The organism is Acinetobacter sp. B51(2017), from assembly GCF_003711395.1.
GTDB lineage: Bacteria > Pseudomonadota > Gammaproteobacteria > Pseudomonadales > Moraxellaceae > Acinetobacter.
Genome location: NZ_PJRJ01000016.1, coordinates 39517 through 65891 on the forward strand (window position 1 = coordinate 39517; position 26375 = coordinate 65891).

Below are 26375 nucleotides of genomic sequence, written 5' to 3' on the forward strand. Positions count from 1 at the left end.
TTTTTTTATACACTCATTTTTAAAATTAAAAAAATGATGTGCAGTATGTGGAAAAAAATTCGCATGAGTATTTTGCTGATAATTTTAGTGTGGGCGGCGGTTACCACATGGCAAGATTATCATCCCAATTGGCAGCGGCCAATTTTCGTGTTGCTGCATCCGATTAATGCTGATGGTGATGCTAAAACTGCGGCTTATTTACAGCAGTTAAGCATGCAAGAATATCTCGAACTTGCACCGTATTTGCAGGCGATGTCAAAACGCTATCGTGCTCCAATTCAGGTGTATTTTCAGTTGGGGCGTGAATTACAGCAAGCACCGCCTGTATTACCACAACAAGGCGCTTGGCTGAGTTATATGTTATGGAGCTTAAAATTCCGTTTTTATGCATGGCGTCAACATCAAAGTAGTGATGGTTCACCCAGTGTTACCTTGTATTTAAACTATCAACAAGGTCATGCAGGGCAGCCCTTGCCACATTCTACTGCTTTACAAAAGGGGCGTATTGGTGTGGTGCATTTGTTTGCCACAACAAGGCAGCGTGAACAAAACCAAATTATGATTTTGCATGAATTACTGCATGCCTTTGGTGCCAGCGATAAATATGATTTACTCACAGGTGAACCAATTTATCCACACGGCTATGCTGCACCTGAACAGCGGCCTTTGTATCCACAGCAAAAAGCTGAACTGATGGCGGTACGTATTCCAGCATCTACACATAGCAGTAAGATGGCTCAAAATTTAAAGTCCACCGTGATTCAAATGCGTACTGCACAAGAATTAGGTTGGATTGCGGATTAGTGCCTGACTTAACTATTAGGGCATGTTTGCCTTGCTGTATGTTTGACTGCAGCATCTAGGGATGGAGAAATCACAATGACAACTTTTGTACTGGCACCCGATTCATTTAAGGAAAGTCTGACGGCACTTGAGGCGTGTCAGGCCATGCAGCGTGGTATTTTAGCAGTTGAGCCTGAGGCGAGCTGTATTGCAGTGCCTATGGCGGATGGTGGTGAAGGTACGCTAGAAGCGCTGTTATATGCCTGTCAGGGTGAGAAAGTGGCTTGTCAGGTGCAAGGCCCATTGCCAAGCCAAAGTATTAGCACTTATTTTGCAGTCATTGATGCCGGTAAAACCGCTGTGATTGAAATGGCTAAAGCTAATGGCATAGATCTACTTAGCCCCGAGCAGCGTAATCCTATGCTGACCTCCACCTATGGTACGGGGCAAATGCTATTACAAGCGCTCGATTTAGGTGTGAGTCAAGTCATCCTCGGTTTGGGTGGCAGTGTCACTAATGATGGAGGTAGCGGCTTGGCACAGGCGCTAGGTGCACGCTTTTATGATCAAGAGGGCAAGGCACTTGCTGTATGTGGCGGCAATCTAAATCAAATTGCTCATATCGATTTATCGCAACTTGATGCGCGCTTAAAACAGATAGAGATTGTGATTGCGTCGGATGTCAATAATCCACTCTATGGAGCCAATGGTGCTGCACATATTTTTGCCCCGCAAAAAGGCGCAGATGCTGCTATGGTTAAGCAACTCGATGCCAATCTTCAACATTATGCAGCACAGGTGGAACAGGTCGTGGCTAGAGATTTTTCCAAGCATGCAGGGGCAGGCGCAGCTGGTGGTTTAGGCTTTGGTTTAATGGCATTTTGTGGTGCCACAATGCAATCTGGCGCTGAACTTGTGATTGAGCAGACAGCTTTAGATCGCAAAATCCAAAGTGCTGATTATGTGCTGACTGGGGAAGGTAAAATTGATGGACAAACGCATTTAGGTAAAACCCCGTTTGCAGTGGCACAAGTGGCAAAACGCTTGAATAAACCTGTAATTGCTTTTGCAGGTGTGCTTGGAGATGACATTCAAGCGTTATACACACAAGGTTTTAGCCAAATTATTAATATTAATCCGCCTAACATTAACCCAACCCAAGCGATGCAAAATGCAGCGCAGCACTTAGAACATGCCACTACAGCATGGCTACAGCAGCAGAAATAAGACAGCATTTTTTCTGCTAAAATAAGCAGCGAAAAGCCAACAGATGCCGAATAATGAGTTTAGACACCTTAATCGATGAATTGAATCCGCAGCAAAAACAAGCGGCCACCACGCGAGCACAACATAGTTTAGTCTTAGCCGGTGCAGGTTGTGGCAAAACCAAAACCATTGTGGCGCGCGCGGCTTATCTCATTGCACAAGGTGTCCCTGCCAATCAAATTCAAATTTTAACCTTTACCCGCCGTGCAGCGAGTGAAATTGTATCGCGGGTAGAATTGGCATTAGGCGAACAAGCCAAAGGTTTACGTGCTTCGACCTTCCATACCTTTTGTATGTATTTACTGCGCCGTGTGCCGAAAGCCTTTGGTTTAGAAAATTTCACCATTATTGATCGTGATGATCAATTGATGATGTTTCGTTTAATTCGTGGTAAAGACGATAAGAAAAATCCCAATGCTTTACCTGCGCCTAAAGACCTGTGTGATTTATATTCTTTTGCCCGTAATAACCGGCAAAAACTCTCGCAAGTTTTAGCAGCCAATATGCCGGAATTTGAGCTTTATCACGCACAAATTGCTGACATCATGCAAGAATACGAAGCGCGTAAAAAATCGCGTAACTTCTTAGATTATGATGATATTTTGGCAATTGTCGCGGCAGCCTTGGCGCAATCTGAAGGCTTAGTCGATTACGTGGCAGGCTTGTGTCAGCATATGTTGGTCGATGAGATGCAAGACACCAATCCATTGCAATGGGCATTACTTGAGCCACTTAAACAACGTATTTCACTGTTTTGTGTAGGTGATGATGCACAATCAATTTACGGCTTCCGTGGCGCTGACTTTGAAAATATCCATCATTTTAAAGATCGCGTGCCCAATGCTCAAATTTATAAACTTGAGCAAAACTATCGCTCTACCCAAGAAATCTTAGATTTATCCAATTGGTTATTAGAGCGTAGTCCGATTCAGTATGACAAACGCTTAGAAGCGCATCGTGGCGATGGCATCAAACCCCAAATGCATATTTTCCCCAATGAGTTTGACGAAGCTAAATGGATTGTGATTGATATTAAAGAACGGCATTTTTTAAATGCTGCACCGTGGCGTGATCATATGGTGTTGGTACGTTCTAGCTTTGCTGCACGCAGTATTGAAGCGGCCTGTATTCAAGCCAATGTACCGTATCGTTTTATTGGCGGTATGAAATTGCTTGAAACCGCACATGTCAAAGATTTAATTAGCTTACTACGCGTAGTGGCTAATCCTATGGACGATATTGCCTGGATGCGCTTTTTAACCTTATGGCCGGGTGTCGGGGATGTTGGTGCAAGTCGTTTAGCGCAAAAGCTGTTACAGGCCACGCAGATGGATGAGGTATTTAACGAGTTAGAACGTTTTGGCAAAGTCCCTTTGCAAGCGATTTTAATCATGAAGCAAATGCAAGAGCTGCGTCATGAAGTGAAACATTGCGTGACTTTAGGCATACAAGCGCTTGAACAACAGCTCAGTGACAATTACAAAAAAGATTGGCATAAACGCCAAGGCGATTTTGAGCTCGTCAAACAATTGGCGACCAAACATAACCAACTCAGTGAATTTTTAGAAGAATACGTACTCGATCCTGTCTCTATCTCAGAAGTTGAACGTCAATCTGATATGGATGTGGTGACCTTAATTACCATTCATTCGGCCAAAGGCACAGAGCAAAAGGTCTGTTATGTTGCCAATGTGTCGGCAGGGCAATATCCACATGCGCGTGCACAAGGCGATTTTGATGCCATTGAGGAAGAGCGCCGCGTGTTATATGTGGCTTTAACCCGTGCGCAAAACGAATTGATTTTAACCAAACAAAGTTTAAGTCATTGGGCAGTCACTAAAGTCGATGAGCAAGGGCGCAAACTAGAAAGTTATTTCCTGAATGAACTCAGTCACTTGCTCTGTAATATGCAAACCCATAGCCGTACTCGTCAGCAAACGGTAAAAAGTGCCTTGATTGAACGTCAGTCGATTAATTTAGATTTTGGCATTGATCTCGATTAAACTAGGGCTCAAAGATACGTATTCAAAAAGTAAACTAGGCAAATACTTTTTGATGATTTTGCCTATTGGAAGATGTAATGAAAATTTTAGTGCGTAATTTAGAACGTTCAGTGACCGAAACTGAATTACTTGACCTGTTTAAAGCATACGGTAAAGTAGATGAAACTGTGGTGGTATTAGATGCGGCAACAGGTAAATCTAAAGGCTTTGGCTTTGTTGAAATGCCAAATCCACGCGAAGCGATTAAAGCGATTAAAGGTTTAAATACTTTAAAGGTCAAAGGCATGGGTATCCGTGTTAAGGCTGCTGAAGAGAAGCCAAAAGCTGAATAATTTAAAAAGGCGCGTAATGCGCCTTTTTGATGTTTTATATCTAAATAATGTTCAAAAAAGAAACGAATTAAAATCATATTGTTAGACTAGAATAAATAATTGATTGTCAAATAAGCGAGCAAGATTTAACTTAGAAGCGCCAAAATCAAAAAACATATTAAGGACAAGCACATGTCTCGAGTTGCTCGTTTCCATGCTGATCGAACCAATCAGAAACTTTACTTTAGCCGTTTGGCTTGCCAACAGGCAGAACAAACCGAACATGTTCAACAAGCGCAAGCACAGCGCGAAGCTGCAGTTTTTCATTTGCATGGTGCTATACTGGCATTTTTGCAAGAGTTAAGCCGTTATTACCGTTTAAATGATCCTCAGCCGACTTTAAAATCCATTGAAGAACTTATGGCCGCCAAAGGGCAAGTCTCACCTGAAATTAACGTATTACAGAAATTAGCGAAGGACGGTTTTATTGCTGAGTTAAAACGTGCCTATCGCTTAGCGCAATATGCACCAGAACCTTCTGCACCAGAACCTGAAAGTGAAACCTCATCAAATTTAATTATTAAAGTGACACAAAGTCCGCAGGCATGGTTACCAGATAGCAAAATTTTGCGCGAGTGGCATCGTGAACTGACTGAGCTGATTGAGGGTTTTCGTAACGAAATGGTAGAATTTTAAAGCTTTTACTTGTAAGTTAAAGGCTTGCCCCAATCTCAACAGTACAGTCACAGCAATGCAATTGTTGTTTTGCCACCATGTTGACCATGGAGAAACTATGTCTATTGAACAATTAAAGCAATTATTTGGTAATCAAGAAGCCATTTTAGAATTGGTTCAACTTGAAAGTGGTGAATTAGCATTGCGTAATGCTGGTTCAGAAGAGAAACCCCTAGTCACGATCCAATTTAATGATGAAGTGAAAGCTTTACTGGGTGATCAAACTGCGGTTATTGCGCAAAGTATGATTCAGGCAGCCTTGTTTGGTTTACTTGAACAACAGATGAATGAAATGCAAGCGCAAGTGGTGGATGAAAAGCCCAAATATATGAGCTAAAAAACGCGCCTTGAGGCGCGTTTTTTTTAATGTTCTAAGCGAAGCCTTAGTGACTTGGACTTTGATGATGCGCCAATTCAATTTGGTTTAAAATATGATTACTCATATTGGTGGCCATTTCTTCTTTGGCATAATATACATCACCAATATTGTCACGACGAATCACTTCCGCTTCTTCCTTACTTTCGGCACAGAGTAATATTTGAATCTTGGGATTTAGGGTTTTTGCAATATCCACGATTTTATGAATATCAATAATATCCATAGGTGAAAGCACCAATAAACGTGCATGTTGAATATGTGCCTGAATTAACACACTTGCCTCTGTAGCAACACCCGATACCGCAGCAATGCCTTTTTCACGTAAGTTTTCTACAATTTCACGGTTTTCTTCGGCAATCACCACTTTAATATTATTGTGCATTAAAGTTTGGGTAATCCGACGCCCCACCTCGCCATGCCCCACCAAGACCACTTGATCGCGTAGATAATCTTGAGAGACTTCATCTGGCAGCATTGCCAAAGGGTCACCACTACGCTCTAATAAACGTGCCAAATAAGAGCGCTCACGAATCCAACGTTGTACTGGTTCAATCGCGGCAAAAATAAAGCTGTTTAAGGTAATGGAAATTAAAGCACCCGCTAAAATTAAGTTTTGACCCTCAAGTGACAGTAAGTTTAGCGATACCCCTAAGGCTGCTAAAATAAATGAAAACTCACCAATTTGCGCGAGGGATGCACCCACAGTTAAGGCGGTATTAATTGGATAGCGGAAAAATAACACCAAGGCCATGGCAGCAAGAGTTTTACCCACCATGATAATGGCAACAACGGCTAAAACATGTAAGGGTTGTTCGAGCAAAATTCGTGGGTCGAATAACATCCCTACCGCAACAAAGAATAAAATGGCAAAAATTTCACGTAATGGCAGGGTTTCTTCTTCTGCACGATGACTAAAATCGGATTCTTTGACCACCATGCCGGCAAAGAAAGCGCCCAATGCCATAGAGACACCAAACACTTTATAGGCACCAAAGGCAATCGAAATTGCCGCAGCGACTACAGTTAAGGTAAATAGTTCGCGTGAGCCAAGACGTGCCACCACTTGCATAATTAAAGGCACGACACGTTTACCAATAATCAGCATAAAGGCAATAAAGCCTGTAACTTTGAGTAAGGTAATGCCTAAGGTAAGCCAGATATTTTCATTTGCTGCGCCTTCGATGGCTTGACCACCGAGCAAGACTGCTGTGGCTGGTAATAAGACTAAAGCCAACACCATGACTAAGTCTTCAACCAGCAGCCAACCTACGGCAATTTTACCGTTAACAGATTCGAGTAGGCCACGGTCGCCTAGGGCTTTGAGTAACACCACTGTACTGGCACAAGAAAGACTCAAGCCAAAAATCAGCGCCGCGCCAAAGCTCCAGCCCCACATCATGGAAACGCCAATTCCTAAAAGTGTGGCGACTGCAATTTGCAAAATAGCACCGGGTAGGGCAATGCGTTTGACTTGCATTAAATCATTTAACGAAAAATGCATTCCTACGCCAAACATTAAAAACATTACCCCCAGCTCCGCCAATTGATTGGCAAGGGCAAGATCACCCACTACCCCTGGGGTATTAGGGCTAATTAAAATACCGGCAATCAAATAACCGATTAAGGGGGGCAAGCGTAAACGTGCGGCAATATAGCCAAAGACCAATGCCAAGCCAAAGCCGACAGCAAGTAAAATAATCAGATCTACGTCATGAGGCACTAAAAACTCCTTTAAGCTGCATGTGGGGTAAAAATAAAAGCATGAAAAATGCCAAGAAATGCCCTAAAAGTGTAACAAGCTGAATAAAAAAAGTGCAAAAAAAAACGACCCACAAGGAGTCGTTTTTTTGCAAGAAGGCTAAAATTATTTAATTTTAGCTTCTTTGAAGATTACGTGTTGACGGATTTTTGGATCAAATTTTTTGATTTCCATTTTTTCCGGCATAGTACGTTTGTTTTTAGTCGTGGTATAGAAGTAACCTGTACCAGCTGTAGAAACTAGACGAATCTTATCACGCATTGTAAGGACTCCTTAGATCTTTTGGCCTTGAGCACGAAGATCAGCAACAACCTTTTCAATGCCCAATTTATCAATGATACGCATACCTTTAGTGGTTAAACGAAGACGTACAAAACGTTTTTCGCTTTCTAACCAGAAACGGTGGTGATGCAGGTTCGGCTCGAACCGGCGTTTAGTTTTGTTGTTGGCGTGTGAGACGTTGTTACCAACGACTGGACGCTTGCCGGTAACTTGGCAAACCTTAGACATGGTGTAACTCCAATGATTTAGCCAACAGCAAACCTGTTTGGCCAGTCAAAAATAAAGGATGAATTCATTCAAGGGGCGTTTTATACCAAAAATGCGCTTAAAAGACAAGCGATTTTCTTTGAAACAAGGCATGACCCTGTCTGATAGGTTATGCCTTAATCAGTTAACGCAATAGAAGCTTCGAAATCAGTTTATGAATCGGCTTATTAAAAGGCGGCAGAATGAATTTTAAGCTATACAGCTTAGGATTCGACATTACCGACCGTTCATGCGACAAACTGAAGAAACCCTCTGGACCGTGATATTTGCCCATACCAGATGCACCAACACCACCAAAAGGTAGATCGTCCTGTGCGACATGGGTAATAACCGTATTCTGTCCAAAGTGCCCTGAATGGGTACGCTGTGCGACATAATTCGCACGTGCGCGGTTAAAGTCGAAGTAGTATAAAGCAAGTGGACGCGGACGGCTATTAATAAAGTCGATTACATCGTCAATTTGATCATATTCTAGTATCGGAAGTAGCGGTCCAAAGATCTCTTCTTGCATAATTTGCATGTCTTCAGAGACTTTGGTGAGGAGGGTCGGGACAATCTTTCGTGTACCCGATAAGTCCTCTTTTTCTTTATAAATTTCAATAATATCTGCACCTTTATCTTGGGCGTCACTTAAGTACTTTTGCAGACGTGAATACTGTTTATCGTTAATGATAGCCGTGTAATCTTGGTTATCTTTAAAGGCTGGATACATTTTGTTCACATAAGCTGTGAAGTGCTGAATAAACTCTGCTGTTTTACCTTTTGGCAAGAACATATAGTCTGGTGCAACACAAGTTTGCCCCGCATTCCAGAGTTTTCCTGCCGCGATTCGCTCGGCAACATCTTGTATCGGCATAGATGAATGCACCAATACGGGTGACTTACCACCCAACTCTAGAATGACCGGCACTAGGTTGTCTGCTGCGGCTTTCATGACAGTTTTACCCACCGCAGTTGATCCGGTAAAAATCATTTTATCAAAAGCTAAATGACAAAATGCATCCGAGATTGCACCACCACCATTGACTACAGCGACTAAATCCTGTGGGAAAGCCTCTGATAATGCCACTTCTAAGACTCGACCAAAATGACTCGATGAACTAGACACTTTAATCATGGCATGGTTGCCAGCCGCTAAAGCACAAATCAACGGGCCAATCGAAAGCAGCAGTGGATAATTCCACGGTGCAATAATGCCCACCACCCCTAAAGGTTGATATTCCACCCAACCTTTGGCAGGTTGATGAATCAGGGCAATACGGCGTTTAGATGGTTTCATCCATTGATGGATATGTTTAGAGTAATATTTGATTTGCTCTAAACAGGTTAGGAGTTCGCCAATCTTGGTTTCACTGATAGAACGGTTGCCATAATCTTTGTTAATGGCTTCAGCAAATTGATCTTGGTATTTGATTAAAATGCGTTTTAGACGACTTAAACGCTCAATACGTTCATGGGCGCTTGACAATGGATGACGTAAATAAGCAGTCTTTTGCAAGGTCAAAATGTCAGTTAAATCTTGCAGATCAAAACGTTGAGCGGTCATAGAAGTTGTTTTTGTTTGACTGTTCATGACGTGATACCATAAAACGAAAGCGATGTATAAAATTTTTAGAGCAAATGCTCTAATTGTCAAGCAACTTTATGTTGCCTGTAGGGTTATTTTTCGGAAAAACGCATGTCTCATTCCAAAACTTTGAAAACCAAAGAACGAATTTTGCAGTTGAGTTTGCAACTGTTTAATGAGCGTGGCGAGCGTTCGGTCACCACCAATCATATTGCCGCTGAGCTGAATATGAGCCCAGGCAACCTGTATTATCACTTTCGCAATAAAAACGAAATTATTAAAGAGCTGATGGCCCAGTATCAACAGCAAACTTTAGAAATGCTGGCCTTGCCTGAGGATCGTATTTTAGATGCCAATGATAAGATTCGCTATTTTCAAGTGCTGAGTAGTCAATTATGGGCCTATCGTTTTTTGCATCGTGATGTCTATCATCTGGTCGAAAATAACGAAGATTTCAGGCAAATCTATCCACGTTTTGCCAATCAAGTCATGCAGCAAGGGCAAAAGATTTATAAAGCCTTTGTAAGGGCTGGCTTAATGGAAATGACCGACTCAGAAATTGAAGCCTTAACCATCAATCTATGGATTGTGCTGACCAACTGGACCAACTTTTTATATATGTCAGGGCATATTAGTGATTCTAATCATTTAGAAGAAAAGTGGGTCTGGCAAGCGCTGCGCCAAATGCTGTTTTTAGAAGGGGCTTATTTACGTGGTGAAAGCCGTGCCACTTACGAAAACTTGTTGGAAACTCTAGGCCCATCTGAATTATTCGGCCATCTTAGCAGCGTTGCTGATCCAGAAATGTAATCTGCTATTTAGAAAGGTTTAGAAACACGTTAGAATACTCGGCTTATTTTTTTATTAGTTTACGAGTGCGATCAACCAACATGAATATGAGTACTGCTAACACAGCACGTTTACTGATTACTTGTGAAGATAAGCCAGGAATCGTGCAGGCTGTATCGAGCTTTTTGTATCATCAGGGAGCAAACATTACCGCACTTGATCAATACGCGACTGAAGCTCAAGGCGGACGTTATTTCATGCGTGTTGAGTTTGAGTTAGATAACTTACAAAGTCGTAAAGAAAGCATTATTCAGACTTTTGCGGTCAATGTTGCTGAGCGTTATGACATGCAATGGCGTTTAGCTTTAGTCAGCGATGTTAAGAAAGTGGGCATCTTGGTCTCTAAAGTAGATCATGCCTTACTTGAGCTATTATGGCGTCATGCGCGTGGTGCACTGCCATGTGAAATTACCAAAGTGGTGTCTAACCATGAAACTTTACGTGAGTCGGTAGAAAACTTTGGGATTCCATTTGAAGTTGTACCGGTAAATAAAGACAACAAGCGTGAAGCATATGCTCAAATTGATGAATTGATGCAAGGCAACGATTTGCTGGTATTAGCACGTTATATGCAAATTCTCGATGAAGAATTTGTAGAAAAATGGCAGATGAAAGTCATCAATATTCACCATTCATTCTTGCCAGCGTTTGTTGGGGCAAACCCTTATAAACAAGCGCATGAAAAAGGCGTGAAACTGATTGGTGCAACGGCACATTATGTGACTGCTGACCTTGACCAAGGTCCAATTATTGAACAAGATGTAGAGCGAGTAAACCACGACTTTACTGTTGAGCAATTACGTGAACTTGGTCAGGATGTAGAACGTAATGTGTTAGCGCGTGCAGTCAAATGGCATTTAGAAGATCGTATTATTGTAGATGGCAATAAAACTGTTGTTTTCCAATAATTTGAAAATCTAGTCCAGGAAAAGGGGGTACACAATGTATACCCTTTTTTTATCTGCATCATTTGAAAAAGTCATCAAGATTGTCAAATTAATAGTTGCAAATGAAAACACTTCTCATTTATCATGTTGCCACTTTAATTGTATGAACCGATAAGCTTGATTTATTCATTGCAGTCAATAAATTTTGCTTTTACAAGGTAACAGATTCTAATGAGTCAGATGTCTACACTAAGCCCTCAAACGCCACACCCGATGAAAAAGAAATTAATCACGGCACTCGTGGCAGTGGCCCTAGGTCATGCTGCTGTGCTATGGGGTTTGGCACATATGAAGACACCTGAACTCAAACCCGTTGAAAAAGAGCCACTTAAAGTTCGTTTTGTTAAAATTCAAGAACAAGTCAAACCTGAACCACCCAAACCTAAAATAGAACCTAAAAAAGAAACACCGCCACCACCACCTAAAGAAGTGAAAATTGTCCCAAAAGAGACACCACCGCCACCACCTAAAAAAGTGGAAAAAGTGGAACAGGTGAAGAAAGCGGAAGCGCCAAAACCAGTGGCTAAACCAGTTGAAACACAACCGCAGCCGGTCGCAAAACCTGCGCCTGTAGTTGAAACCAAAGTTGTACCTAAAGCAGAAGTAGTGGTTGCACCACCTGCACCGCCAGCACCAAAAGCTGATCCAGCTCCACCTGCACCGCCAGCGCCTAAGGCTGAACCAGCACCAGCTGCACCGCCAGCGCCAGCCGCACCTAAATCGGTATCGATTGGTGGTGCAGGTGTACAATGGAGTCGTTCGCCTAAGCCGCAATATAGTAACAAAGACTTACAAGGTGAAACTCGCCGGGTTGTGGTGCATATTGAAGCGGATGAAAAAGGTAATATTAAAGTGGCGCGTGTGACCCAATCGAGTGGTGTACCTGCTTTAGATGAAAAAATTCGTCGCGCTGTGATGAGTGCAAAATTCAAACCATATAAGGAAAATGGTGTCGCTTATCCGATTTCGGCTTCGCAACCATTTGAATTAACGTTGAATCCTAACGGCTAACATTTATTAGGAGTTCGAGTATGAACTTTTCAGTTTACTGGGAACATGCAGATGCGGTGAGTAAAACGCTGTATTTCGTGTTATTGGCGATGTCAATCGCAACGTGGACCGTATTGGTACTGCGTCTATTAGGGACACGTCAGCTTAAACAGATCGCTTATGCTCAACTGTCTAAAGCCTTGACGGGTTTAAAAGCCAAGTTTGCCCCGCTTAACTTTGAGCAACGTAAAGCTGTGGCAGAACAAGCTTTACTACGCCAAATTGCTACAGAAAAAGCGTCGGCAGAAAAAGGTGTTGCAGTCTTGGGTACTATTGCATCACTTGCACCATTTGTAGGTTTATTTGGTACAGTATGGGGCATCTTCCACGCACTGGTTGCTGTAGGTAAAAGTGGTCAAGCAGGTTTGGCACAAGTAGCAACTCCAGTTGGTGAAGCACTGATCATGACCGGTTTTGGTTTAGCAGTCGCGATTCCTGCGGTAATTGCCTATAACATTTGCACACGCTTTAACAAAACCTTAAGCAACGAATTACAAGACCATGCACACAGCTTGTTAATTGACACCATGTTGCAACAAGACAGCGCTGCGAAAACAGAAGCGACTGCAGCACAAAAAGGTTTAGTTGGAGGTCAAGCTTAATGGCTTTTCAATTGGGTGAAGACAACGATGCAGGCATGAATGAGATGAACCTCATTCCGCTTATCGATATTATGTTGGTATTGATGATCATCTTTTTGGTGACAGCCACTGTTGCTAACCCATCAATTCCATTAACCTTACCACAAACGACTGCGGAAATTGTTGATCTACCACCAGAGCAAATTCAAGTCAGCATCAATGCCAATGGCGATGTGGCTTGGGATGATCAAGTGATCAGCTTAGCGGAATTAGAACAGCGTTTAACAGATGCAGGTCAAGCTGAACGTCAGCCAACCTTAATTCTAAAAGCGGACAAAGAAGCACGTTATGATACTGTTGCACAAGTGATGTCACGGGCGAGTGGAGCCGGACTCACCGATATTGCCTTTGCAACTGAGAATTAAAAAACAGCGCCCATGTGGCGCTTTTTTAATGCTTACGAAATTGATCCGGGCTGATATGCATCCAACGTTTAAACATCTGAATAAAACTTGATGCATTGCTATAGCCTAAATCCAAAGCAATGCTCTCCACGGTTTTACCTTGATTGAGCAGTGTTAACGAGGTCATTACTTTTAAGCGCTGTCGCCATTCGTGGATCGACATGCCTAACTCTTTTTTTGCATAACGTGCCAAAGTGCGCTCAGTCATATGATGTAAGACTGCCAAGTCTTTTAAGCTACTTTGATCATGTAAATACTGTTCTAAATAACGCAATACAGGCTGTAACTTGGCATGTTGGCTGTGCGGTAAATAATTCTCTATTAAGGGTGCATGTTGTAATTGATCGAGTAACACTTGCAACAAACGTAAATGCTCATTTGCTGCTAAATCAGGATGCTGTTTTAGATGTTGCAACACAGCATTCACCAATGGTGAAGTCAGCAAAATACCGGCTTGTTTAGGCAGGGCATGACATAAGCTTTCATGCACATATAAGGTGGCATGCGACACTTCAGTACGATTTAAACCGCTGTGCTCTAAATGCGGTGGCAACCAAATGCCATAGGGGGGTGGCGTAATGTAATCGGTATGTTGGATGCTGACCTGCATGACGCCATCAAAAGCATAAATAAACTCACCCCAAGCATGCCCATGTGCTGGGTAGATCGATGCAGCAGGATCATGACGAAAATCAATCCAAAGCGGTGCTGCAATCAGATCATTGGTGGGCAGTTGTTTTCCTAAAGCATATTGTTGAAGTGGCATGATTGACGTTGCCTGAATTTATAGATGAGTTGTCTGTTTTAAAGTATATCTCGTATTTCAGACATGGTTATAGTGGCGCTTGATTTTTAGTTTGAGTAACTAGTCGTGCAACAGCGTAAAGCATTGGATTTACAGGCATCAGGTTTAATGATTGTGCTATGTATGATTTGGGGCATTCAACAAGTGGTGCTCAAGCTCGCTGCACTAGATATTAGCCCTATGATGCAAATTGCGCTGCGTTCTGGCATTGCGGCAATCTTAGTTTATCCCTTGATTCCCAAAGGCACGCAGCTTTTCAATACAGCGTATTTGCTGCCGGGTATTGGTTTAGCTGTGCTCTTTTCAGCTGAATTTTTATTGGTGGCACAGGCATTAAGTTACACCAGTGCTGCTCATACCGTGGTATTGCTCTATACCGCGCCTATTTTTGTCGCTTCGGGTTTACATTGGAAATTGCCTGATGAGCAGCTGAAACCCTTGCAGTGGGGCGGCATTGCTGTGGCGTTTATGGGGATTATGATTGCATTTTTAGCACGAGAGGGGCAGTCTCTGTCTAGTCAAGTGTTATGGGGCGATTTCATGGCACTCGGCGCAGGCATGATGTGGGCATTAACCACCATTTCCTTACGTTTAAGTAAATTAAGTGAGGCTGCACCCACGCAAACATTGTTTTACCAATTGCTTGGAGCGTTTATTTTCTTGTTACCTATTGCCTACGCATTGGGGCAAACCCAAATACATTGGAGCACGCTGGCGATTTTTAGCATGTTGTTTCATGTGTTGGTGATGTCACTGTTTAGCTTAATGTTATGGTTTTGGTTGCTAAGAAAATATTTAGCCAATGGTTTGGGGGTATTTTCATTTTTAACTCCTGTATTTGGCGTGCTGTTTGGGATGCTGTTTTTAAATGAAACTGTAGAGTTTAATTTTATTATTGGCACAATCTTGGTGATGTTTGGCGTGATGCTTGTCAGTAGTGGGCAATGGTTGCTGGAAAAATGGCAGAAAAAAACCCTCAAAGTTTGAGGGTTTGGTTTTTAGTTGCGATCTAAAATTTTGGAGAGTGGAATCGAAAGTTTGGCAGCTAAATAATCATCGGCATCAATCAGCGCAGGACCGAGTTTCTGCATCCATTCATCATCAGGATGAATATTACCGACATCTTTACGCTGTGGTAGGGTATAAGGCAATTGGCGATAAAACTGCCAAAAATCGACTTCGTTGAGGTTGCGCGATAATACATAGTCATTGTTGTCGGTTCGTTGAATTAAGTTTTGTTTTTCAAGGAGATCAACATAGGTCGGCCAACAGCCAATTTCTTCACGGCCTAAAACCTCTAAGGCTTGCGATTCGGTTACCGGTTTACCTAGCTTCTGCTTGGCATAAAACAGTTCTAATAAATCTAGCAGCATAATCAGTGGATGGCGTTTTTGCTCTTTTTCTGAATTAAACGCGGTCATGGCAAAACTAATTTCCACACCCAATAAAATGATATTCCAAGACAAATATATCCACAGTAAGAAAATCGGCACTGCTGCAAAAGCACCATAAACAATCTCATAACTGGTAAAGTTGGACATGACAAAACCAAATAAGTTCTTTAAGGCTTCAAAAACCGTAGCACTAAAAATACCCGCCACTAAAGCTGATTTAATCGGTACATTGCGGTTGGGAATAGTCCAATACAAAATAAAAAAGCCTAAAAAAGTCAGACCAAAGGAAATAGCCCACAGTACAAAGGCGCCATTCAGCTCATAGCCGGCAAAGTTATTACTTAAGACATTGAGGGAGGCTAAAGCAGAAGAAATCACAAAAGCGCTCCCAAGTAAAATCGGGCCTAAAGAAATAATCGTCCAATAGCGCATAAAGCCCATAATCCCGCCACGGGTTTCTTTCACTCGCCAAATACGGTTAAACGCAGTTTCAATACTGGTCAGCATCATGACTGTGGTAATAAACAGAAATAAGATACCAATCACTGTTAAGTTACTGGATTTATCAGCAAAGGCACTTAAGGCTTTATCAAAGGCAATGGTGGTTTTAGGTAAAAAATTGCTATAAATCAGTTGTTGAATTTGTTGTCGGGCAGGTTCTAAGGCTTTAATGGAAGAAATAATCACTAAAAATACCGTGAGCATAGGCACCACAGCAAATAGGGTGGTATAGGTTAAGGAACCCGCTTGATCACGACATTTATCTGCTTCAAAACGACGTACAACAAACAAGATAAACTGAAACCAAGTGTGGTCATAAAAGGGAATTTTTTTGACTAACTTTTCTAACATACGCGCAACATCTCAATTCTTTTAATGTATTTGTCCATTTTGCAGCTTTAAGCTTAACCAAAAAAGCCGCACAATACCGTATAGTTTTCTTTTTTGTGACTTTGATACTCATGACCGAAGCTTACGTTCTCGTGCTGTATTACAGCAAATATGGTGCCACCAAGCAGTTGGCGCATTTGATTGCCGATGGTGTGGAAGCAGCAGGTATGTCGGTAAAAATTCGTACTGTACCCAATCTGGCGACTGTAGTGACTGAAGCCGCGCCAAGTATTCCAGATGAGGGTGATATTTACTGTACATTAGATGATCTAGCCAATTGTTCTGCTTTGGCCCTAGGTTCACCTACACGTTTTGGCAATATGGCAGCTGAAATGAAGTACTTTTGGGATCAAACCACCAGTCTGTGGTTAAGTGGCGCTTTACACAATAAACCCGTGTGTGTATTTACCTCATCGGGTTCTATGCATGGTGGGCAAGAAAGCACCTTGCTGAGTATGTTACCGCCTTTATTCCATCATGGTATGTTGATTATGGGCTTAAGCAATGTGCATCCAGCTTTATCCAATACTAAAAGTGGCGGCACACCTTATGGGGTGAGTCATGTTAGTGGAACACGCCATGAAAACAGCATCAGCAGTGATGAAAAAGCGTTGTGTATTGAACAAGGTAAGCGTTTAGCAAGGGTCGCTAAACAACTGCAAGGTTAATGAAAAAGTGAGTCTTAGACTCACTTTTGTGTTTCTGTAGCAGTAACTTCTGCTTTAAAACGTTTTTTACATTTTAAGCAGCGGAAATCAGCAAACAAATTGCGATCAACCATCACGCCAGCTTTTTTACCCGCTAAATTACCCAAAACACCACCAGTCACGCCGACGGTAATGGCACCAACAAATGTACCAATGGTACCGCCCACAATCACGCCAAGTGGCCCTGCGGCAACTGCGCCAATTGCTGCGCCTGTTGAGGCACCTGTAGCTGCACCACCCACTGTACCTGCAGTCGCACCGGCTGAGGTCATCAACCAACTCGCAGCCGTTTTTAAGCCACCTTCATGGTCGCGCTTTTCAATTTGATCGCTGCCACATTTCGGACATTGCATAGGTTTTTCCATAAACGTTCACAAGATTGCTGGCTTTGATCATAAAGAACAATCGGCAAAAAGTGTATGCTTATTTGTGAAGATTTAACCAAGCTCAAGGAGATAATATGCTCAAGAAAATCGGGAAAGTCTTACTTAGCCTAGCAATGGCCAGTCTTAACTGTACTATCCTAGATGCTACAGTTGCTTGATAAGTTAAAATATTTTCTACTCTTAGAAACAATCCGCACAACACATCTTCATTCAGAGTGATTAAAGTTGTGTATTAAAGCAGTTATATATGAAAGTGCTGTCAGGCTACATTTTTGCAAATCTAGAGCTAAAAAAAGAGCACTTAGGTGCTCTTTTTAGATTGAAACGTTTTAGCTTAGTCGCGAACGAATTCTACTGTGCCGTTGCCTAAAGACTTGACGCGCGCTAATGATTCTACGCGGTAGCCTTTTTCAAGCAAAATATCACGACCAGGTTGGAATGATTTTTCAATCACAATACCAATACCCACAACTTCAGCTTCTGCTTGATGGATTAAATCGGCTAAACCAAGTGCAGCTTGACCGTTGGCCAAGAAGTCATCAATCACTAACACTTTGTCGCTTGCGCTGATGTGTTTATTCGAGATGGCGATCGTACTTTCAGTTTGTTTGGTAAAAGAGAATACTTTAGAACGATATAAATCATCTTTTAACGTTAAAGATTGATATTTACGCGCAAAAATAACTGGCACGTCAAGTTCTAAACCCGCCATCACTGCAGGTGCAATACCTGATGCTTCGATGGTAATAATTTTGGTAATACCAGCGTCTTTAAATAAACGGGCAAATTCTTGACCAATTTGTTGCATCAATTTTGGGTCGATCTGGTGGTTTAAGAAAGAATCAACTTTTAAAACCTGATCAGAGAGAACGATACCTTCGGCCAAGATTTTCTGTTCTAGTGCATGCACGGGAGGATCCTCTAAGGGGTGGGTGCTAATTAAGCAAAGGCGTATTTTAAAAAGCACCCAAAAAAATGCAAGTGTTAATTGACTTTGCCTTTATATCCCGTCAAAGATAAACCATAAGAAGTATTGCCATCTTGGTGGGTGACTTTCACAGGTAAATAGTCTAGTTTTGGTGCTAACCAGAAAATCGTACTACGATTGGGCTTATTGGGTTTTAAAATCACTTTAACCGTATCAAAAGTACCATATTGGGTGCTCACTTTTTCTGTACCTTGTTTAATAAAGCGTCGCGCCTCCACTTCTTTGGCATCAGCAATTAAATAACTCGATTTTAAGCCACCCGCTTTTAAATCTTCACGTAATTGTAACTCGGCATTCAGTTCATCTAAAACGCCCGCTTGCCATGCAAAAGAACGTGATTTATCGTCTTTTTTAGTACTAATTATTTTACTGCTTGGGTTAAATCTAATATTCATAGTGTTGTTATGCACCAAGATTTTACTGGTACGACTAAAACTCGATGAGCCAATCTTGCCATTTATAAACGTAAAGCGACTGGTTTCTGAGGCTGAGGCAATGCCGCCTGCTTTGGCACTAAACACATAGTTCCAGTTGTTGCCTGTTTGGCTTAAAGTGCGGGTGGCAGAACCCATATTTTTGCCGTTATAGCTAAATTGGTAACTGGCTTGGAATGGACTCATGGCAAAGGCTTGACCTGCTGATGCGAATAGCATAGTGGCAACACTGGTGGTCGCAAGCGCAATTTTTAAAACGGAAATAGCCATAAGTTATCGATCCTATGCACAATATTTGTATATAGATATTATGCACTTAGATCATGGATAAAAAATTCAAATTTAGGGCTAAACTGTAGTTTTATGTATTTTTTTGCAGCCTGTGCTGTTCTTAAAGCCTATTTTTGTTTAATCGGAGTCACTGTGTCGTGGGTAGGCGCAGTATCTGAACGTTGTTGCTGTTCTTCTTCAGACATTTTATTCATTAACGCCATTAAATTGACATTACCCATGACCATGAGCTGGGCTTCTCGCAGTTCTGCGTGGTTAATATTTACTTTGCTTAAGGTATCAATAATAGAACGATTTTTGCCTAACCAGCGATTCAGATCTAGATACAGTAAATCATCTTTGACTTCAATCACGTTAAATTTTTGCAAAATCGGCCCTAGCGGATCTTTTTTTAAGACTTTATGGTAGAAAAATAAAGCACTTTGCACGCCCCATTCATATAATTTGCTTGGATATTCGGCATCTAGAATTTGTGTATTGCTAATTTGCTCAAAAACAATCAGTTGTTTATCTTTGTTAAGTTCCATTTGCAGCAGTTTTAAATCCACAGATAAGGTCAGTTTCATGCCTTTCACGTCAATTGAGGCATATAAACGTAGCCAATCATCATGTAAATCGGCATGTAAATCTTTGAGTAAGCCGACGTTATCAGTCACGAAACGCTGAAAAGTGGCATTTAAAAATACTTGCGATAAAGCAAATTCACGTTCATCTTCAATAAATCCTTCAGCCTTTTGGTACACTTGGCGAAGGCGGTTAGAAATATTGCTTATGAGTGATTGCATGATGGGCTTCCTAGCTTTAGCTGGTTATTCGATGATTTTTGCCATAAATTAACACGGTAGTTTTGGCAAGTATGGCGCTATACTAATGGCTTGTTATACATAAAAATATCAGGTGTTACCATCCCTTATACTGTATTTCTTGGGTTTGTGGAATTAGGCTTTTTGTCGGTTTAATGTATGTTTAAAAATCTTACAGCAGTACAGCAGTCGTGGTGGCAGGATCGACTGTTGATGTGGATGGTCGGCTTGGCTGCGCTGCTACATGTGTTGCTGTTGTCTATTCAGTTTGCAATGCCAAGCGAAGCAGATCAAGCGGTCAAAGAAATCGCGATTAGTATTCGCCCAAGTACAGATAAAATTAAAGATGCCGATTTTTTGGCACAGGCAGATCAGCAAGGGGCAGGTAGCTTTCGTGAAGCACATCGTATAGCCAGCCAAAGTCATGAGCGCCAAGCACAAACCAGCCAAGGGCAGCATTTATCCACCGAACAAGCTGTAGAACGACAAGCCCAACTGAAATCCAATCATGACCCACAGATTTTAACCACCACTTTAAGTTGGCAAAAGCAGCACAGCCAAGAAATTCGTCAAGAAAAGCTCGATCAATTGCACAGCCAATACCAACAGCAAGCCAGTATGATTGCGGGGATTGAAGCGGAGTATTTAGAGCAACAACAAAATTTTAGTCGGCAGCAGCAGATTAAAACCGTGAATGGTATTCATGCACAAGCTGACCCTGCCAGCAGTTATTTAGAAAAATTCCGTAAAAAAGTAGAGTTTTATGGTAATCGTGATTATCCCTTTGAAGCGCAGCAATTGGGTTTAGCGGGTGAAGTGCGTTTAATGGTGATCTTAGGACGTAACGGCAGAATTATGGCGCTACGTTTATTAGAAAGTTCGGGTTATGCAATTTTAGACGAAGCGGCGAAAGCATCAGTACGTCAAGCAGCGCCTTTCCCGCGCTTTGATGCTGCTTTAAAGGACACCCAAGAGCTACGTATTATTCGCACTTGGCGCTTTGACCCTGCCAATTCTGAGTTTGAAGTCAAATAAAACAGCGAGCCGTGGCTCGCTGGATTTGTCTGGATATTCAAGCAATGTTGGTTAGTCTTGGTCTGCTTCTAAATAAGGATTAGCTAGACCAAGTTTGGCTAAAATTTCAATTTCCAATGCTTCCATTTCTTCAGCATCTTCATCTGAAGTTTCGTGGTCATAGCCCATCAAATGCAGTGTGCCATGTACCAACATATGGGTGAAATGTTCAAGTGGCGCTTTGTTTTGCTCAAGTGCTTCACATAATACCACAGGAATACAAATCACCAAATCACCAATAGGGAATGTATCGAGTACGGCTGCCATTTCATCGGGTAAATCGCTTGGGAAAGACAACACATTGGTCGGTTTATCTTTTTGGCGATACTCTAAATTGAGTTGATGGCTGGCCGCATAATCTACACAAGCAATACCAATTTCGCAGTCACTTTGGGTTTCAATATGACGTAGCGTAGTTTCTACCACTTTTTTGATATAAGCGCGCTTTAAGCTCAGCTCTGGCGCGCTGATGTCTTGTTGTAGGGAAAGACTGATTTTCAAAACAGATCCTTAAGATTTAATCCTGATGCTGCTGATCAGCTTTAGCATCATTTTCGGCAACTAACGCTTGTTGCAAGGCTTTACGTTGTTCACGTTCGGCACGGCTTAAGCGTTGTTGTTCAGAGTCCCAACCCTCGTAGGCTTCAACAATTTTTTGTACCAATTGATGACGCACCACATCGCGAGAGTGGAAACGGGTAATATGAATTTCTTTAATGTTTTCGATAATGCGTAGCGCATGCGATAAACCGGATTGTTGACCACGCGGTAAATCGACTTGCGTGACGTCACCAGTAATCACGGCGCGTGAACCAAAACCTAAACGGGTTAAGAACATCTTCATTTGTTCAGGAGTGGTGTTTTGCGCTTCATCTAAAATCACAAAAGAATGGTTTAAAGTACGCCCACGCATATAGGCCAGCGGGGCGACTTCAATCACTTGACGTTCAATGAGTTTCGCGACTTTTTCAAATCCGAGCATTTCATATAAAGCGTCATATAAGGGACGTAAATACGGATCGATCTTTTGGGTTAAATCACCGGGTAAAAAGCCCAGTTTCTCACCGGCTTCGACCGCAGGACGCACCAATAAAATTCGTTGAATTTCATTGCGCTCAAGCATATCTACCGCAGCAGCAACTGCAAGGTAGGTTTTACCTGTACCGGCAGGGCCAATCCCAAAGGAAATATCACTTTGTAAAATACGTTGTACATAACGTTTTTGATTGGCACCGCGTGGGTTAATTCGCCCTTTGCGGGTTTGAAGCCATACATTGTCTAAACCTGTATGTTCTTGCTCGGATAAGTCCTCTTGCAGCTCACGATCGGTCTGACTGCCTTGAATCATCATATGCAGGGTATCTGCACTGATTTGTTTGGCATTTTCAGACTCTTCATGCAGGCTTTGCAAGAGCACTTCGGCTCTCTCGACTGCTTCAATTTCACCATCAATAAAGAAGCTGTCGCCACGATGGGAAATTTCTACCTCTAAGCGTTGTTCAATTTGCTTCAAGTGACCGTTATATGCACCGAGCATATTTTGTAAACGGTCCATTGAAATGCCGGGAAAATTTACTGTACGTCGAATCGTTGCAGTCAAGAGAATTCCTTTAAAATAGTTGTTTTGGCAATATCCTTACATTACGCCACGTCAGGCTCAAGATTCAATAGTTCACCGTAAACTAAATTTAAAGTTTTAATTTCGGTAATTTCGATCTCAGCAAAGCGACCCACCCAAGATGCATCACCAATAAAGGTCACATAACGGGTGTTATCTGCTGTACCAACCAGCAAGTTTGGATCTTTATCCGACACTTTTTCAATTAAAACACGTTGAATCGTACCCAGCATGGCATCGGTCTTATCAATACTTGAGCGTTTGATCCATTGTTGAACTTTGGCTAGACGCTGTTTTTTCACATCTTCAGGGGTGTGGTCTTCAAGTTCTGCCGCAGGCGTGCCCGGACGTTTTGAATAGATAAAACTGTATGAGTGATCAAAGTCTAAATCTTTGATAAACTGGAATGTTTCTTCAAAATGCTCATCGGATTCACCAGGGAAGCCAATAATAAAGTCACTCGATAAATGCATATCAGGACGTACATCACGCAGTTTTTTAATTTTTTCGATATACACGTCAATGGTGTGGTTACGTTTCATGGCTTGTAACACTGCATTGGAACCGCTTTGTACAGGTAAATGTAGGTGTGACACCATTTGCGGTAAATCGCGGTAGCACTGAATCAGGTCATCGTTAAATTCAAGTGGATGCGATGTGGTATAACGCAAACGACCAATGCCTGGAATCTCTGCAACAAGACGTAACAAATCAGCAAAGGTACAGATTTGACCATCGAAGGTTTCCCCACGATAACCATTCACGTTTTGACCTAACAGCGAAATTTCACGCACGCCTTTTTCAGCTAAGGTAGCAATTTCGGCTAAAACGTCATCTAAAGGACGAGAAACTTCTTCACCGCGTGTATAGGGTACGACACAGAATGAGCAATACTTTGAACAGCCTTCCATGATCGAAACAAAGGCTTTGTAACCTTCCACGCGTGGTTCTGGTAAGAAATCAAATTTTTCGATATCTGGGAAAGAAATATCCACCAGTTTGATTTTTTCTTTTTTAGGTTTTTCCACTTGCTCAAAATGTTGATCAAGCATTTGTGGTAAACGGTGCAATGTTTGCGGGCCAAACACCATATCCACATATTGAGCGCGTTTTTGGATATTATCGCCTTCTTGCGACGCGACACAGCCACCGACACCAATAATAAGATCTGGATTTTTCTCTTTTAGCTTGCGCCAACGACCGAGTTCTGAAAATACTTTTTCTTGGGCTTTTTCACGAATTGAACAGGTATTCATGAGTAGAATATCGGCATCTTTAGGATCGGTTGTTAGCACATAACCATGTGAATCGCCTAACAAATCTGCCATACGATGACTGTCGTACTCATTCATCTGACACCCTTGAGTTTCGATATACAGTTTTTTAACTGATCCATCGACTGGGGTGTGCTGTGGCTGGGTAACAGTGTTTTCTGAGGCAGCTGGGGCAGCAGAAGGAGTGAAGGTTTGAACCGTCATGTAAGCTCCTAGAGAATACAAATTAAGGCACGGCGCATTCTAAGAATGTGGCAAAATTGCCATGACGTGCATGAGAAAAGAAAGGCGCATATTTTAGCAGGAAATTTTAGCAAACGGACAGCGCTAATTGCTGCGGGCATCAGATTGATTTATGGATAAAAAATGCCTAAAAATTAATATTGTGTAATCATAAGGTTACACAACTCAACACACGACTTAATTCAGAGTATTTAAACTAGCCACAAATGGTGAGTGAAGCGACTCAGGCGAAACCCAAATGACGAAACAGCAGCGTATGTCTACCTTTAGTAACACAATGATCAAACATAACAATTATTTAAAACTGGCGTTAGGGGTGGCATCAGTGATGGTTGCGGGCTGCGTGACAGCAGCAGAACAACAATTTAATGATGCTTTACGCGCTGCCAATGCGGGCAATACAGAATTATTACGTCAATACCAAGTCTCGATGCAAAATGATGTATTGGGCTACTATCCTGAATATTGGCTACTGAATCGTAACTTGGCGACCCAAAGCCCAAATGCGATTATCAGTTTTGCCCAGCGCTATCCTCAATCGGCAATGGCTGAAAAGTTGGCTGCAGATTATGTCGAAGAAAAAGTCAAAATCGCGGACTTTGCGCCAGCACAGTCTGTATTGCAGTATGTCAGCAATCCCGATCAAGCTGAAAGCTGCGCGATAGCACAAGTACGTGCCCAAATGGGTGATCCTTTGGTGTTTGCAGAGTATAAAGATGTATGGCTCGCGACCAATACACAGCCAGAGTCTTGTATGGGTTTGGGGCGTATGATGTTGTCGAGTCCACTCATGACTGGTCAAGATCGTCAGCAACGGGTTTGGGTGCAATTACGCGCTGGTCAAGCAGGACAAGCAATCGCCACAGCGCAAAGCATCGGTATCAATTTATCCTTAGCACAGCTCAATCAGATTCAAGCCAATCCTTTAAATTATTTATGGTCAGCGCCCAAAGCTAGCAATGTTGATCATGCCTATTTAATTTTTGCGATGGGACGCCTAGCGGACAGTGATTTAGATACCGCGATTGCATCTGTACAACGTGCTGCTCAAGGTACACCGCAAGATGTACAGCGTGCTTTATACCGCGCCGTGGGCTATATTGGGGGCACAACGGTGATGAAAAATAACTTTAAAGCCGATGTGATTAAATATTTGGATGCGAGTTACGGTTTGCCATTTAGTGCCGAAGAAGCTGAAATTTATGCACGTCAAGCCATTCGTTTTAGCAATTGGGAAGCCTTAATTCGTGCCATTGATGTCATGAGTCCAACCCAACGTCAAGAAGACCGTTGGCAATATTGGTTAGCGCGTGCCTCTGAGCAACGTGGCGATAGTAAATCCAAACGCAGTGCGCAAGAAATCTACAAACGTTTAGCCCAAGGCGATGATTATCATAACTTATTGGCTAAAGAACGTGTTGGTGAAGCACCAAAATTGCCATTAAGCACAGAACCGACGCAAAGTGATGTCATTCGCTTAAGCCAAGATATTCATTTTAATCGTGCTTTTGCCTTGCGTAGCGTGGGAGCAGCCGACAGCTATGTCAACCGTGAATGGAACTGGGCGGTACGCCAAGCCTATTTAAAACATGATGATGGTTTATTATTGGCTGCTGCTAAACGTGCCACCGATATGGGGTGGTATGACCGTGCCATTTATGCCGCGGATCGTACCGTTAAAAAACATAACTATAATTATCGTTTTGCAACACCCCATAAAAACTTAGTCGTCAATCATAGTTATAGCGCTGGTATAGATCCTGCATGGGCTTATGGACTCATGCGTCAAGAAAGTCGTTTTAATACAGGGGCGCGTTCGCATGTGGGTGCAGGAGGCTTAATGCAGATCATGCCGGAGACCGCCAAATTAGTCGCTAGAAATATGGGTGAAGCTTATAATCCTGCGGCATTGAGTGATCCAAATACCAATTTACGTTATGGCACCTTTTATTTATCCATGATTCATCAGCAATTGAGTCAAAATGCGGTATTAGCAACAGCGGGTTATAATGCTGGACCTAACCGTGCCCGTCGTTGGCAGCCAGAGCAGCAATCTTTAGCTGCAGATCAATATACAGAATCGATTCCTTTGCTAGAAACGCGTGATTATGTCAAGCATGTCATGACCAATGCCACCCATTATGGTGTGTTGCTCGGGCAGGGTGCTAAACCCATCAGTCAGCGTATGACCCCAATCCCAATGCGTATTATTAATCCATAATAA

General features: G+C 42.2%; 28 protein-coding genes. 15 read left to right on the top strand and 13 right to left on the bottom strand.

Translation table 11 applies throughout. The annotated features are described in order from the left end of the window. The first annotated feature begins 45 nt into the window (after positions 1–45). The 6 genes from CYK47_RS09205 to CYK47_RS09230 all read left to right on the top strand — a co-directional run bounded on the left by CYK47_RS09205 (position 46) and on the right by CYK47_RS09230 (position 5435). Positions 46–804, top strand: a complete 759-nt coding sequence (locus tag CYK47_RS09205; protein ID WP_122901043.1) for a hypothetical protein — start codon at positions 46–48, stop codon at positions 802–804. A 75-nt stretch (positions 805–879) separates the two neighbouring features. After that, positions 880–2010, top strand: a complete 1131-nt coding sequence (locus tag CYK47_RS09210) for a glycerate kinase (protein ID WP_122901045.1) — start codon at positions 880–882, stop codon at positions 2008–2010. 53 nt (positions 2011–2063) lie between these two features. Further along, positions 2064–4052, top strand: a complete 1989-nt coding sequence (locus CYK47_RS09215) for an ATP-dependent helicase (RefSeq protein ID WP_122901048.1) — start codon at positions 2064–2066, stop codon at positions 4050–4052. A 77-nt stretch (positions 4053–4129) separates the two neighbouring features. Then, on the top strand, positions 4130–4384 hold the full coding sequence (locus CYK47_RS09220; RefSeq protein WP_122901050.1) for an RNA recognition motif domain-containing protein: 255 nt from the start codon (positions 4130–4132) through the stop codon (positions 4382–4384). A 171-nt stretch (positions 4385–4555) separates the two neighbouring features. Beyond that, positions 4556–5059, top strand: coding sequence for a DUF6586 family protein (locus tag CYK47_RS09225; RefSeq protein WP_122901051.1), 504 nt, complete (start codon positions 4556–4558; stop codon positions 5057–5059). Between the two features lie 97 nt (positions 5060–5156). Then, complete coding sequence (locus CYK47_RS09230; RefSeq protein ID WP_122901053.1) at positions 5157–5435, top strand: hypothetical protein; 279 nt, start codon at positions 5157–5159, stop codon at positions 5433–5435. Between the two features lie 46 nt (positions 5436–5481). On the opposite strand, the gene CYK47_RS09235 is transcribed toward CYK47_RS09230, so the two are convergent. The 4 genes from CYK47_RS09235 to CYK47_RS09250 form a co-directional block, all read right to left on the bottom strand. After that, complete coding sequence (locus tag CYK47_RS09235) at positions 5482–7197, bottom strand: cation:proton antiporter (protein ID WP_122901055.1); 1716 nt, start codon at positions 7195–7197, stop codon at positions 5482–5484. A gap of 144 nt (positions 7198–7341) precedes the next feature. Continuing rightward, positions 7342–7497: a 50S ribosomal protein L33 gene (gene rpmG / locus CYK47_RS09240; protein WP_003654787.1), complete on the bottom strand. Its 156-nt coding sequence runs from the start codon at positions 7495–7497 to the stop codon at positions 7342–7344. Between the two features lie 12 nt (positions 7498–7509). Next, a complete protein-coding gene (gene rpmB / locus CYK47_RS09245; protein ID WP_000048256.1) occupies positions 7510–7746 on the bottom strand; it encodes a 50S ribosomal protein L28 in 237 nt (78 codons plus the stop codon). Positions 7747–7909: 163 nt separating this feature from the next. Beyond that, positions 7910–9358, bottom strand: a complete 1449-nt coding sequence (locus tag CYK47_RS09250) for a coniferyl aldehyde dehydrogenase (protein WP_122901057.1) — start codon at positions 9356–9358, stop codon at positions 7910–7912. Positions 9359–9463: 105 nt separating this feature from the next. Between CYK47_RS09250 and CYK47_RS09255 the strand changes: the two genes are divergently transcribed. The 5 genes from CYK47_RS09255 (at position 9464) to CYK47_RS09275 (ending at position 13204) form a co-directional block, all read left to right on the top strand. Further along, complete coding sequence (locus tag CYK47_RS09255; RefSeq protein ID WP_122901059.1) at positions 9464–10162, top strand: TetR/AcrR family transcriptional regulator; 699 nt, start codon at positions 9464–9466, stop codon at positions 10160–10162. An 80-nt stretch (positions 10163–10242) separates the two neighbouring features. Then, positions 10243–11109 carry a formyltetrahydrofolate deformylase gene (gene purU, locus CYK47_RS09260; protein ID WP_122901061.1) on the top strand — a complete coding sequence of 289 codons (867 nt, stop codon included), beginning with the start codon at positions 10243–10245 and terminating at the stop codon, positions 11107–11109. Between the two features lie 210 nt (positions 11110–11319). Beyond that, positions 11320–12159 carry a TonB family protein gene (locus tag CYK47_RS09265; RefSeq protein ID WP_502697056.1) on the top strand — a complete coding sequence of 280 codons (840 nt, stop codon included), beginning with the start codon at positions 11320–11322 and terminating at the stop codon, positions 12157–12159. Positions 12160–12179: 20 nt separating this feature from the next. Further along, a complete protein-coding gene (locus CYK47_RS09270) occupies positions 12180–12800 on the top strand; it encodes a MotA/TolQ/ExbB proton channel family protein (protein WP_122901063.1) in 621 nt (206 codons plus the stop codon). Then, positions 12800–13204, top strand: coding sequence for an ExbD/TolR family protein (locus CYK47_RS09275; RefSeq protein WP_122901065.1), 405 nt, complete (start codon positions 12800–12802; stop codon positions 13202–13204). Before CYK47_RS09270 ends, CYK47_RS09275 begins: the two co-directional genes overlap by 1 nt. Positions 13205–13229: 25 nt before the next feature. On the opposite strand, the gene CYK47_RS09280 is transcribed toward CYK47_RS09275, so the two are convergent. Next, the gene (locus CYK47_RS09280) at positions 13230–14009 is read right to left on the bottom strand and encodes an AraC family transcriptional regulator (protein ID WP_122901067.1); all 780 of its coding nucleotides are present in this window, start codon (positions 14007–14009) and stop codon (positions 13230–13232) included. Positions 14010–14114: 105 nt separating this feature from the next. Here CYK47_RS09280 and CYK47_RS09285 point away from each other — a divergent pair, with 105 nt between their 5' ends. Next, on the top strand, positions 14115–15035 hold the full coding sequence (locus tag CYK47_RS09285) for a DMT family transporter (protein ID WP_252150269.1): 921 nt from the start codon (positions 14115–14117) through the stop codon (positions 15033–15035). A gap of 11 nt (positions 15036–15046) precedes the next feature. On the opposite strand, the gene CYK47_RS09290 is transcribed toward CYK47_RS09285, so the two are convergent. Further along, positions 15047–16294, bottom strand: a complete 1248-nt coding sequence (locus tag CYK47_RS09290; protein ID WP_122901069.1) for a YihY family inner membrane protein — start codon at positions 16292–16294, stop codon at positions 15047–15049. 110 nt (positions 16295–16404) lie between these two features. Here CYK47_RS09290 and wrbA point away from each other — a divergent pair, with 110 nt between their 5' ends. Continuing rightward, entirely contained in the window at positions 16405–17001 is a 597-nt protein-coding gene (wrbA, locus tag CYK47_RS09295) for an NAD(P)H:quinone oxidoreductase (protein ID WP_122901071.1), read from the top strand. A gap of 20 nt (positions 17002–17021) precedes the next feature. Here the strand turns inward: wrbA and CYK47_RS09300 are convergent, their stop codons facing one another. The 4 genes from CYK47_RS09300 to CYK47_RS09315 all read right to left on the bottom strand — a co-directional run bounded on the left by CYK47_RS09300 (position 17022) and on the right by CYK47_RS09315 (position 19924). Continuing rightward, complete coding sequence (locus CYK47_RS09300) at positions 17022–17405, bottom strand: hypothetical protein (RefSeq protein ID WP_164709174.1); 384 nt, start codon at positions 17403–17405, stop codon at positions 17022–17024. A gap of 355 nt (positions 17406–17760) precedes the next feature. Beyond that, positions 17761–18336 carry a xanthine phosphoribosyltransferase gene (locus CYK47_RS09305; protein WP_122901075.1) on the bottom strand — a complete coding sequence of 192 codons (576 nt, stop codon included), beginning with the start codon at positions 18334–18336 and terminating at the stop codon, positions 17761–17763. A 74-nt stretch (positions 18337–18410) separates the two neighbouring features. Continuing rightward, a complete protein-coding gene (locus tag CYK47_RS09310) occupies positions 18411–19118 on the bottom strand; it encodes a DUF3108 domain-containing protein (RefSeq protein WP_122901077.1) in 708 nt (235 codons plus the stop codon). A 128-nt stretch (positions 19119–19246) separates the two neighbouring features. Continuing rightward, the gene (locus CYK47_RS09315) at positions 19247–19924 is read right to left on the bottom strand and encodes a hypothetical protein (RefSeq protein ID WP_122901079.1); all 678 of its coding nucleotides are present in this window, start codon (positions 19922–19924) and stop codon (positions 19247–19249) included. 177 nt (positions 19925–20101) lie between these two features. On the opposite strand from CYK47_RS09315, the gene CYK47_RS09320 reads away from it, so the two are divergent. Next, complete coding sequence (locus tag CYK47_RS09320; RefSeq protein WP_122901081.1) at positions 20102–20977, top strand: energy transducer TonB; 876 nt, start codon at positions 20102–20104, stop codon at positions 20975–20977. A 51-nt stretch (positions 20978–21028) separates the two neighbouring features. Here the strand turns inward: CYK47_RS09320 and ybeY are convergent, their stop codons facing one another. From ybeY to miaB, 3 genes are read right to left on the bottom strand one after another with little or no spacing between them, the layout of a single operon-like run. After that, positions 21029–21517: an rRNA maturation RNase YbeY gene (ybeY, locus tag CYK47_RS09325; RefSeq protein WP_122901082.1), complete on the bottom strand. Its 489-nt coding sequence runs from the start codon at positions 21515–21517 to the stop codon at positions 21029–21031. 16 nt (positions 21518–21533) lie between these two features. Continuing rightward, on the bottom strand, positions 21534–22616 hold the full coding sequence (locus CYK47_RS09330; RefSeq protein ID WP_122901084.1) for a PhoH family protein: 1083 nt from the start codon (positions 22614–22616) through the stop codon (positions 21534–21536). A 41-nt stretch (positions 22617–22657) separates the two neighbouring features. After that, a complete protein-coding gene (gene miaB, locus CYK47_RS09335; protein ID WP_122901086.1) occupies positions 22658–24112 on the bottom strand; it encodes a tRNA (N6-isopentenyl adenosine(37)-C2)-methylthiotransferase MiaB in 1455 nt (484 codons plus the stop codon). 367 nt (positions 24113–24479) lie between these two features. Between miaB and CYK47_RS09340 the strand changes: the two genes are divergently transcribed. Next, positions 24480–26372, top strand: a complete 1893-nt coding sequence (locus CYK47_RS09340) for a lytic transglycosylase domain-containing protein (protein WP_252150270.1) — start codon at positions 24480–24482, stop codon at positions 26370–26372. Positions 26373–26375 lie beyond the last annotated feature (3 nt).

Coding starts and splice junctions, on each gene's coding strand:
- CYK47_RS09205 (WP_122901043.1), top strand. CDS start 46: ATGTGGAAAAAAATTCGCATGAGTATTTTGCTGATAATTTTAGTGTGG.
- CYK47_RS09210 (WP_122901045.1), top strand. CDS start 880: ATGACAACTTTTGTACTGGCACCCGATTCATTTAAGGAAAGTCTGACG.
- CYK47_RS09215 (WP_122901048.1), top strand. CDS start 2,064: ATGAGTTTAGACACCTTAATCGATGAATTGAATCCGCAGCAAAAACAA.
- CYK47_RS09220 (WP_122901050.1), top strand. CDS start 4,130: ATGAAAATTTTAGTGCGTAATTTAGAACGTTCAGTGACCGAAACTGAA.
- CYK47_RS09225 (WP_122901051.1), top strand. CDS start 4,556: ATGTCTCGAGTTGCTCGTTTCCATGCTGATCGAACCAATCAGAAACTT.
- CYK47_RS09230 (WP_122901053.1), top strand. CDS start 5,157: ATGTCTATTGAACAATTAAAGCAATTATTTGGTAATCAAGAAGCCATT.
- rpmG (WP_003654787.1), bottom strand. CDS start 7,497: ATGCGTGATAAGATTCGTCTAGTTTCTACAGCTGGTACAGGTTACTTC.
- rpmB (WP_000048256.1), bottom strand. CDS start 7,746: ATGTCTAAGGTTTGCCAAGTTACCGGCAAGCGTCCAGTCGTTGGTAAC.
- CYK47_RS09250 (WP_122901057.1), bottom strand. CDS start 9,358: ATGAACAGTCAAACAAAAACAACTTCTATGACCGCTCAACGTTTTGAT.
- CYK47_RS09255 (WP_122901059.1), top strand. CDS start 9,464: ATGTCTCATTCCAAAACTTTGAAAACCAAAGAACGAATTTTGCAGTTG.
- purU (WP_122901061.1), top strand. CDS start 10,243: ATGAATATGAGTACTGCTAACACAGCACGTTTACTGATTACTTGTGAA.
- CYK47_RS09265 (WP_502697056.1), top strand. CDS start 11,320: ATGAGTCAGATGTCTACACTAAGCCCTCAAACGCCACACCCGATGAAA.
- CYK47_RS09270 (WP_122901063.1), top strand. CDS start 12,180: ATGAACTTTTCAGTTTACTGGGAACATGCAGATGCGGTGAGTAAAACG.
- CYK47_RS09275 (WP_122901065.1), top strand. CDS start 12,800: ATGGCTTTTCAATTGGGTGAAGACAACGATGCAGGCATGAATGAGATG.
- CYK47_RS09280 (WP_122901067.1), bottom strand. CDS start 14,009: ATGCCACTTCAACAATATGCTTTAGGAAAACAACTGCCCACCAATGAT.
- CYK47_RS09290 (WP_122901069.1), bottom strand. CDS start 16,294: ATGTTAGAAAAGTTAGTCAAAAAAATTCCCTTTTATGACCACACTTGG.
- wrbA (WP_122901071.1), top strand. CDS start 16,405: ATGACCGAAGCTTACGTTCTCGTGCTGTATTACAGCAAATATGGTGCC.
- CYK47_RS09300 (WP_164709174.1), bottom strand. CDS start 17,405: ATGGAAAAACCTATGCAATGTCCGAAATGTGGCAGCGATCAAATTGAA.
- CYK47_RS09310 (WP_122901077.1), bottom strand. CDS start 19,118: ATGGCTATTTCCGTTTTAAAAATTGCGCTTGCGACCACCAGTGTTGCC.
- CYK47_RS09315 (WP_122901079.1), bottom strand. CDS start 19,924: ATGCAATCACTCATAAGCAATATTTCTAACCGCCTTCGCCAAGTGTAC.
- CYK47_RS09320 (WP_122901081.1), top strand. CDS start 20,102: ATGTTTAAAAATCTTACAGCAGTACAGCAGTCGTGGTGGCAGGATCGA.
- miaB (WP_122901086.1), bottom strand. CDS start 24,112: ATGACGGTTCAAACCTTCACTCCTTCTGCTGCCCCAGCTGCCTCAGAA.
- CYK47_RS09340 (WP_252150270.1), top strand. CDS start 24,480: ATGGTTGCGGGCTGCGTGACAGCAGCAGAACAACAATTTAATGATGCT.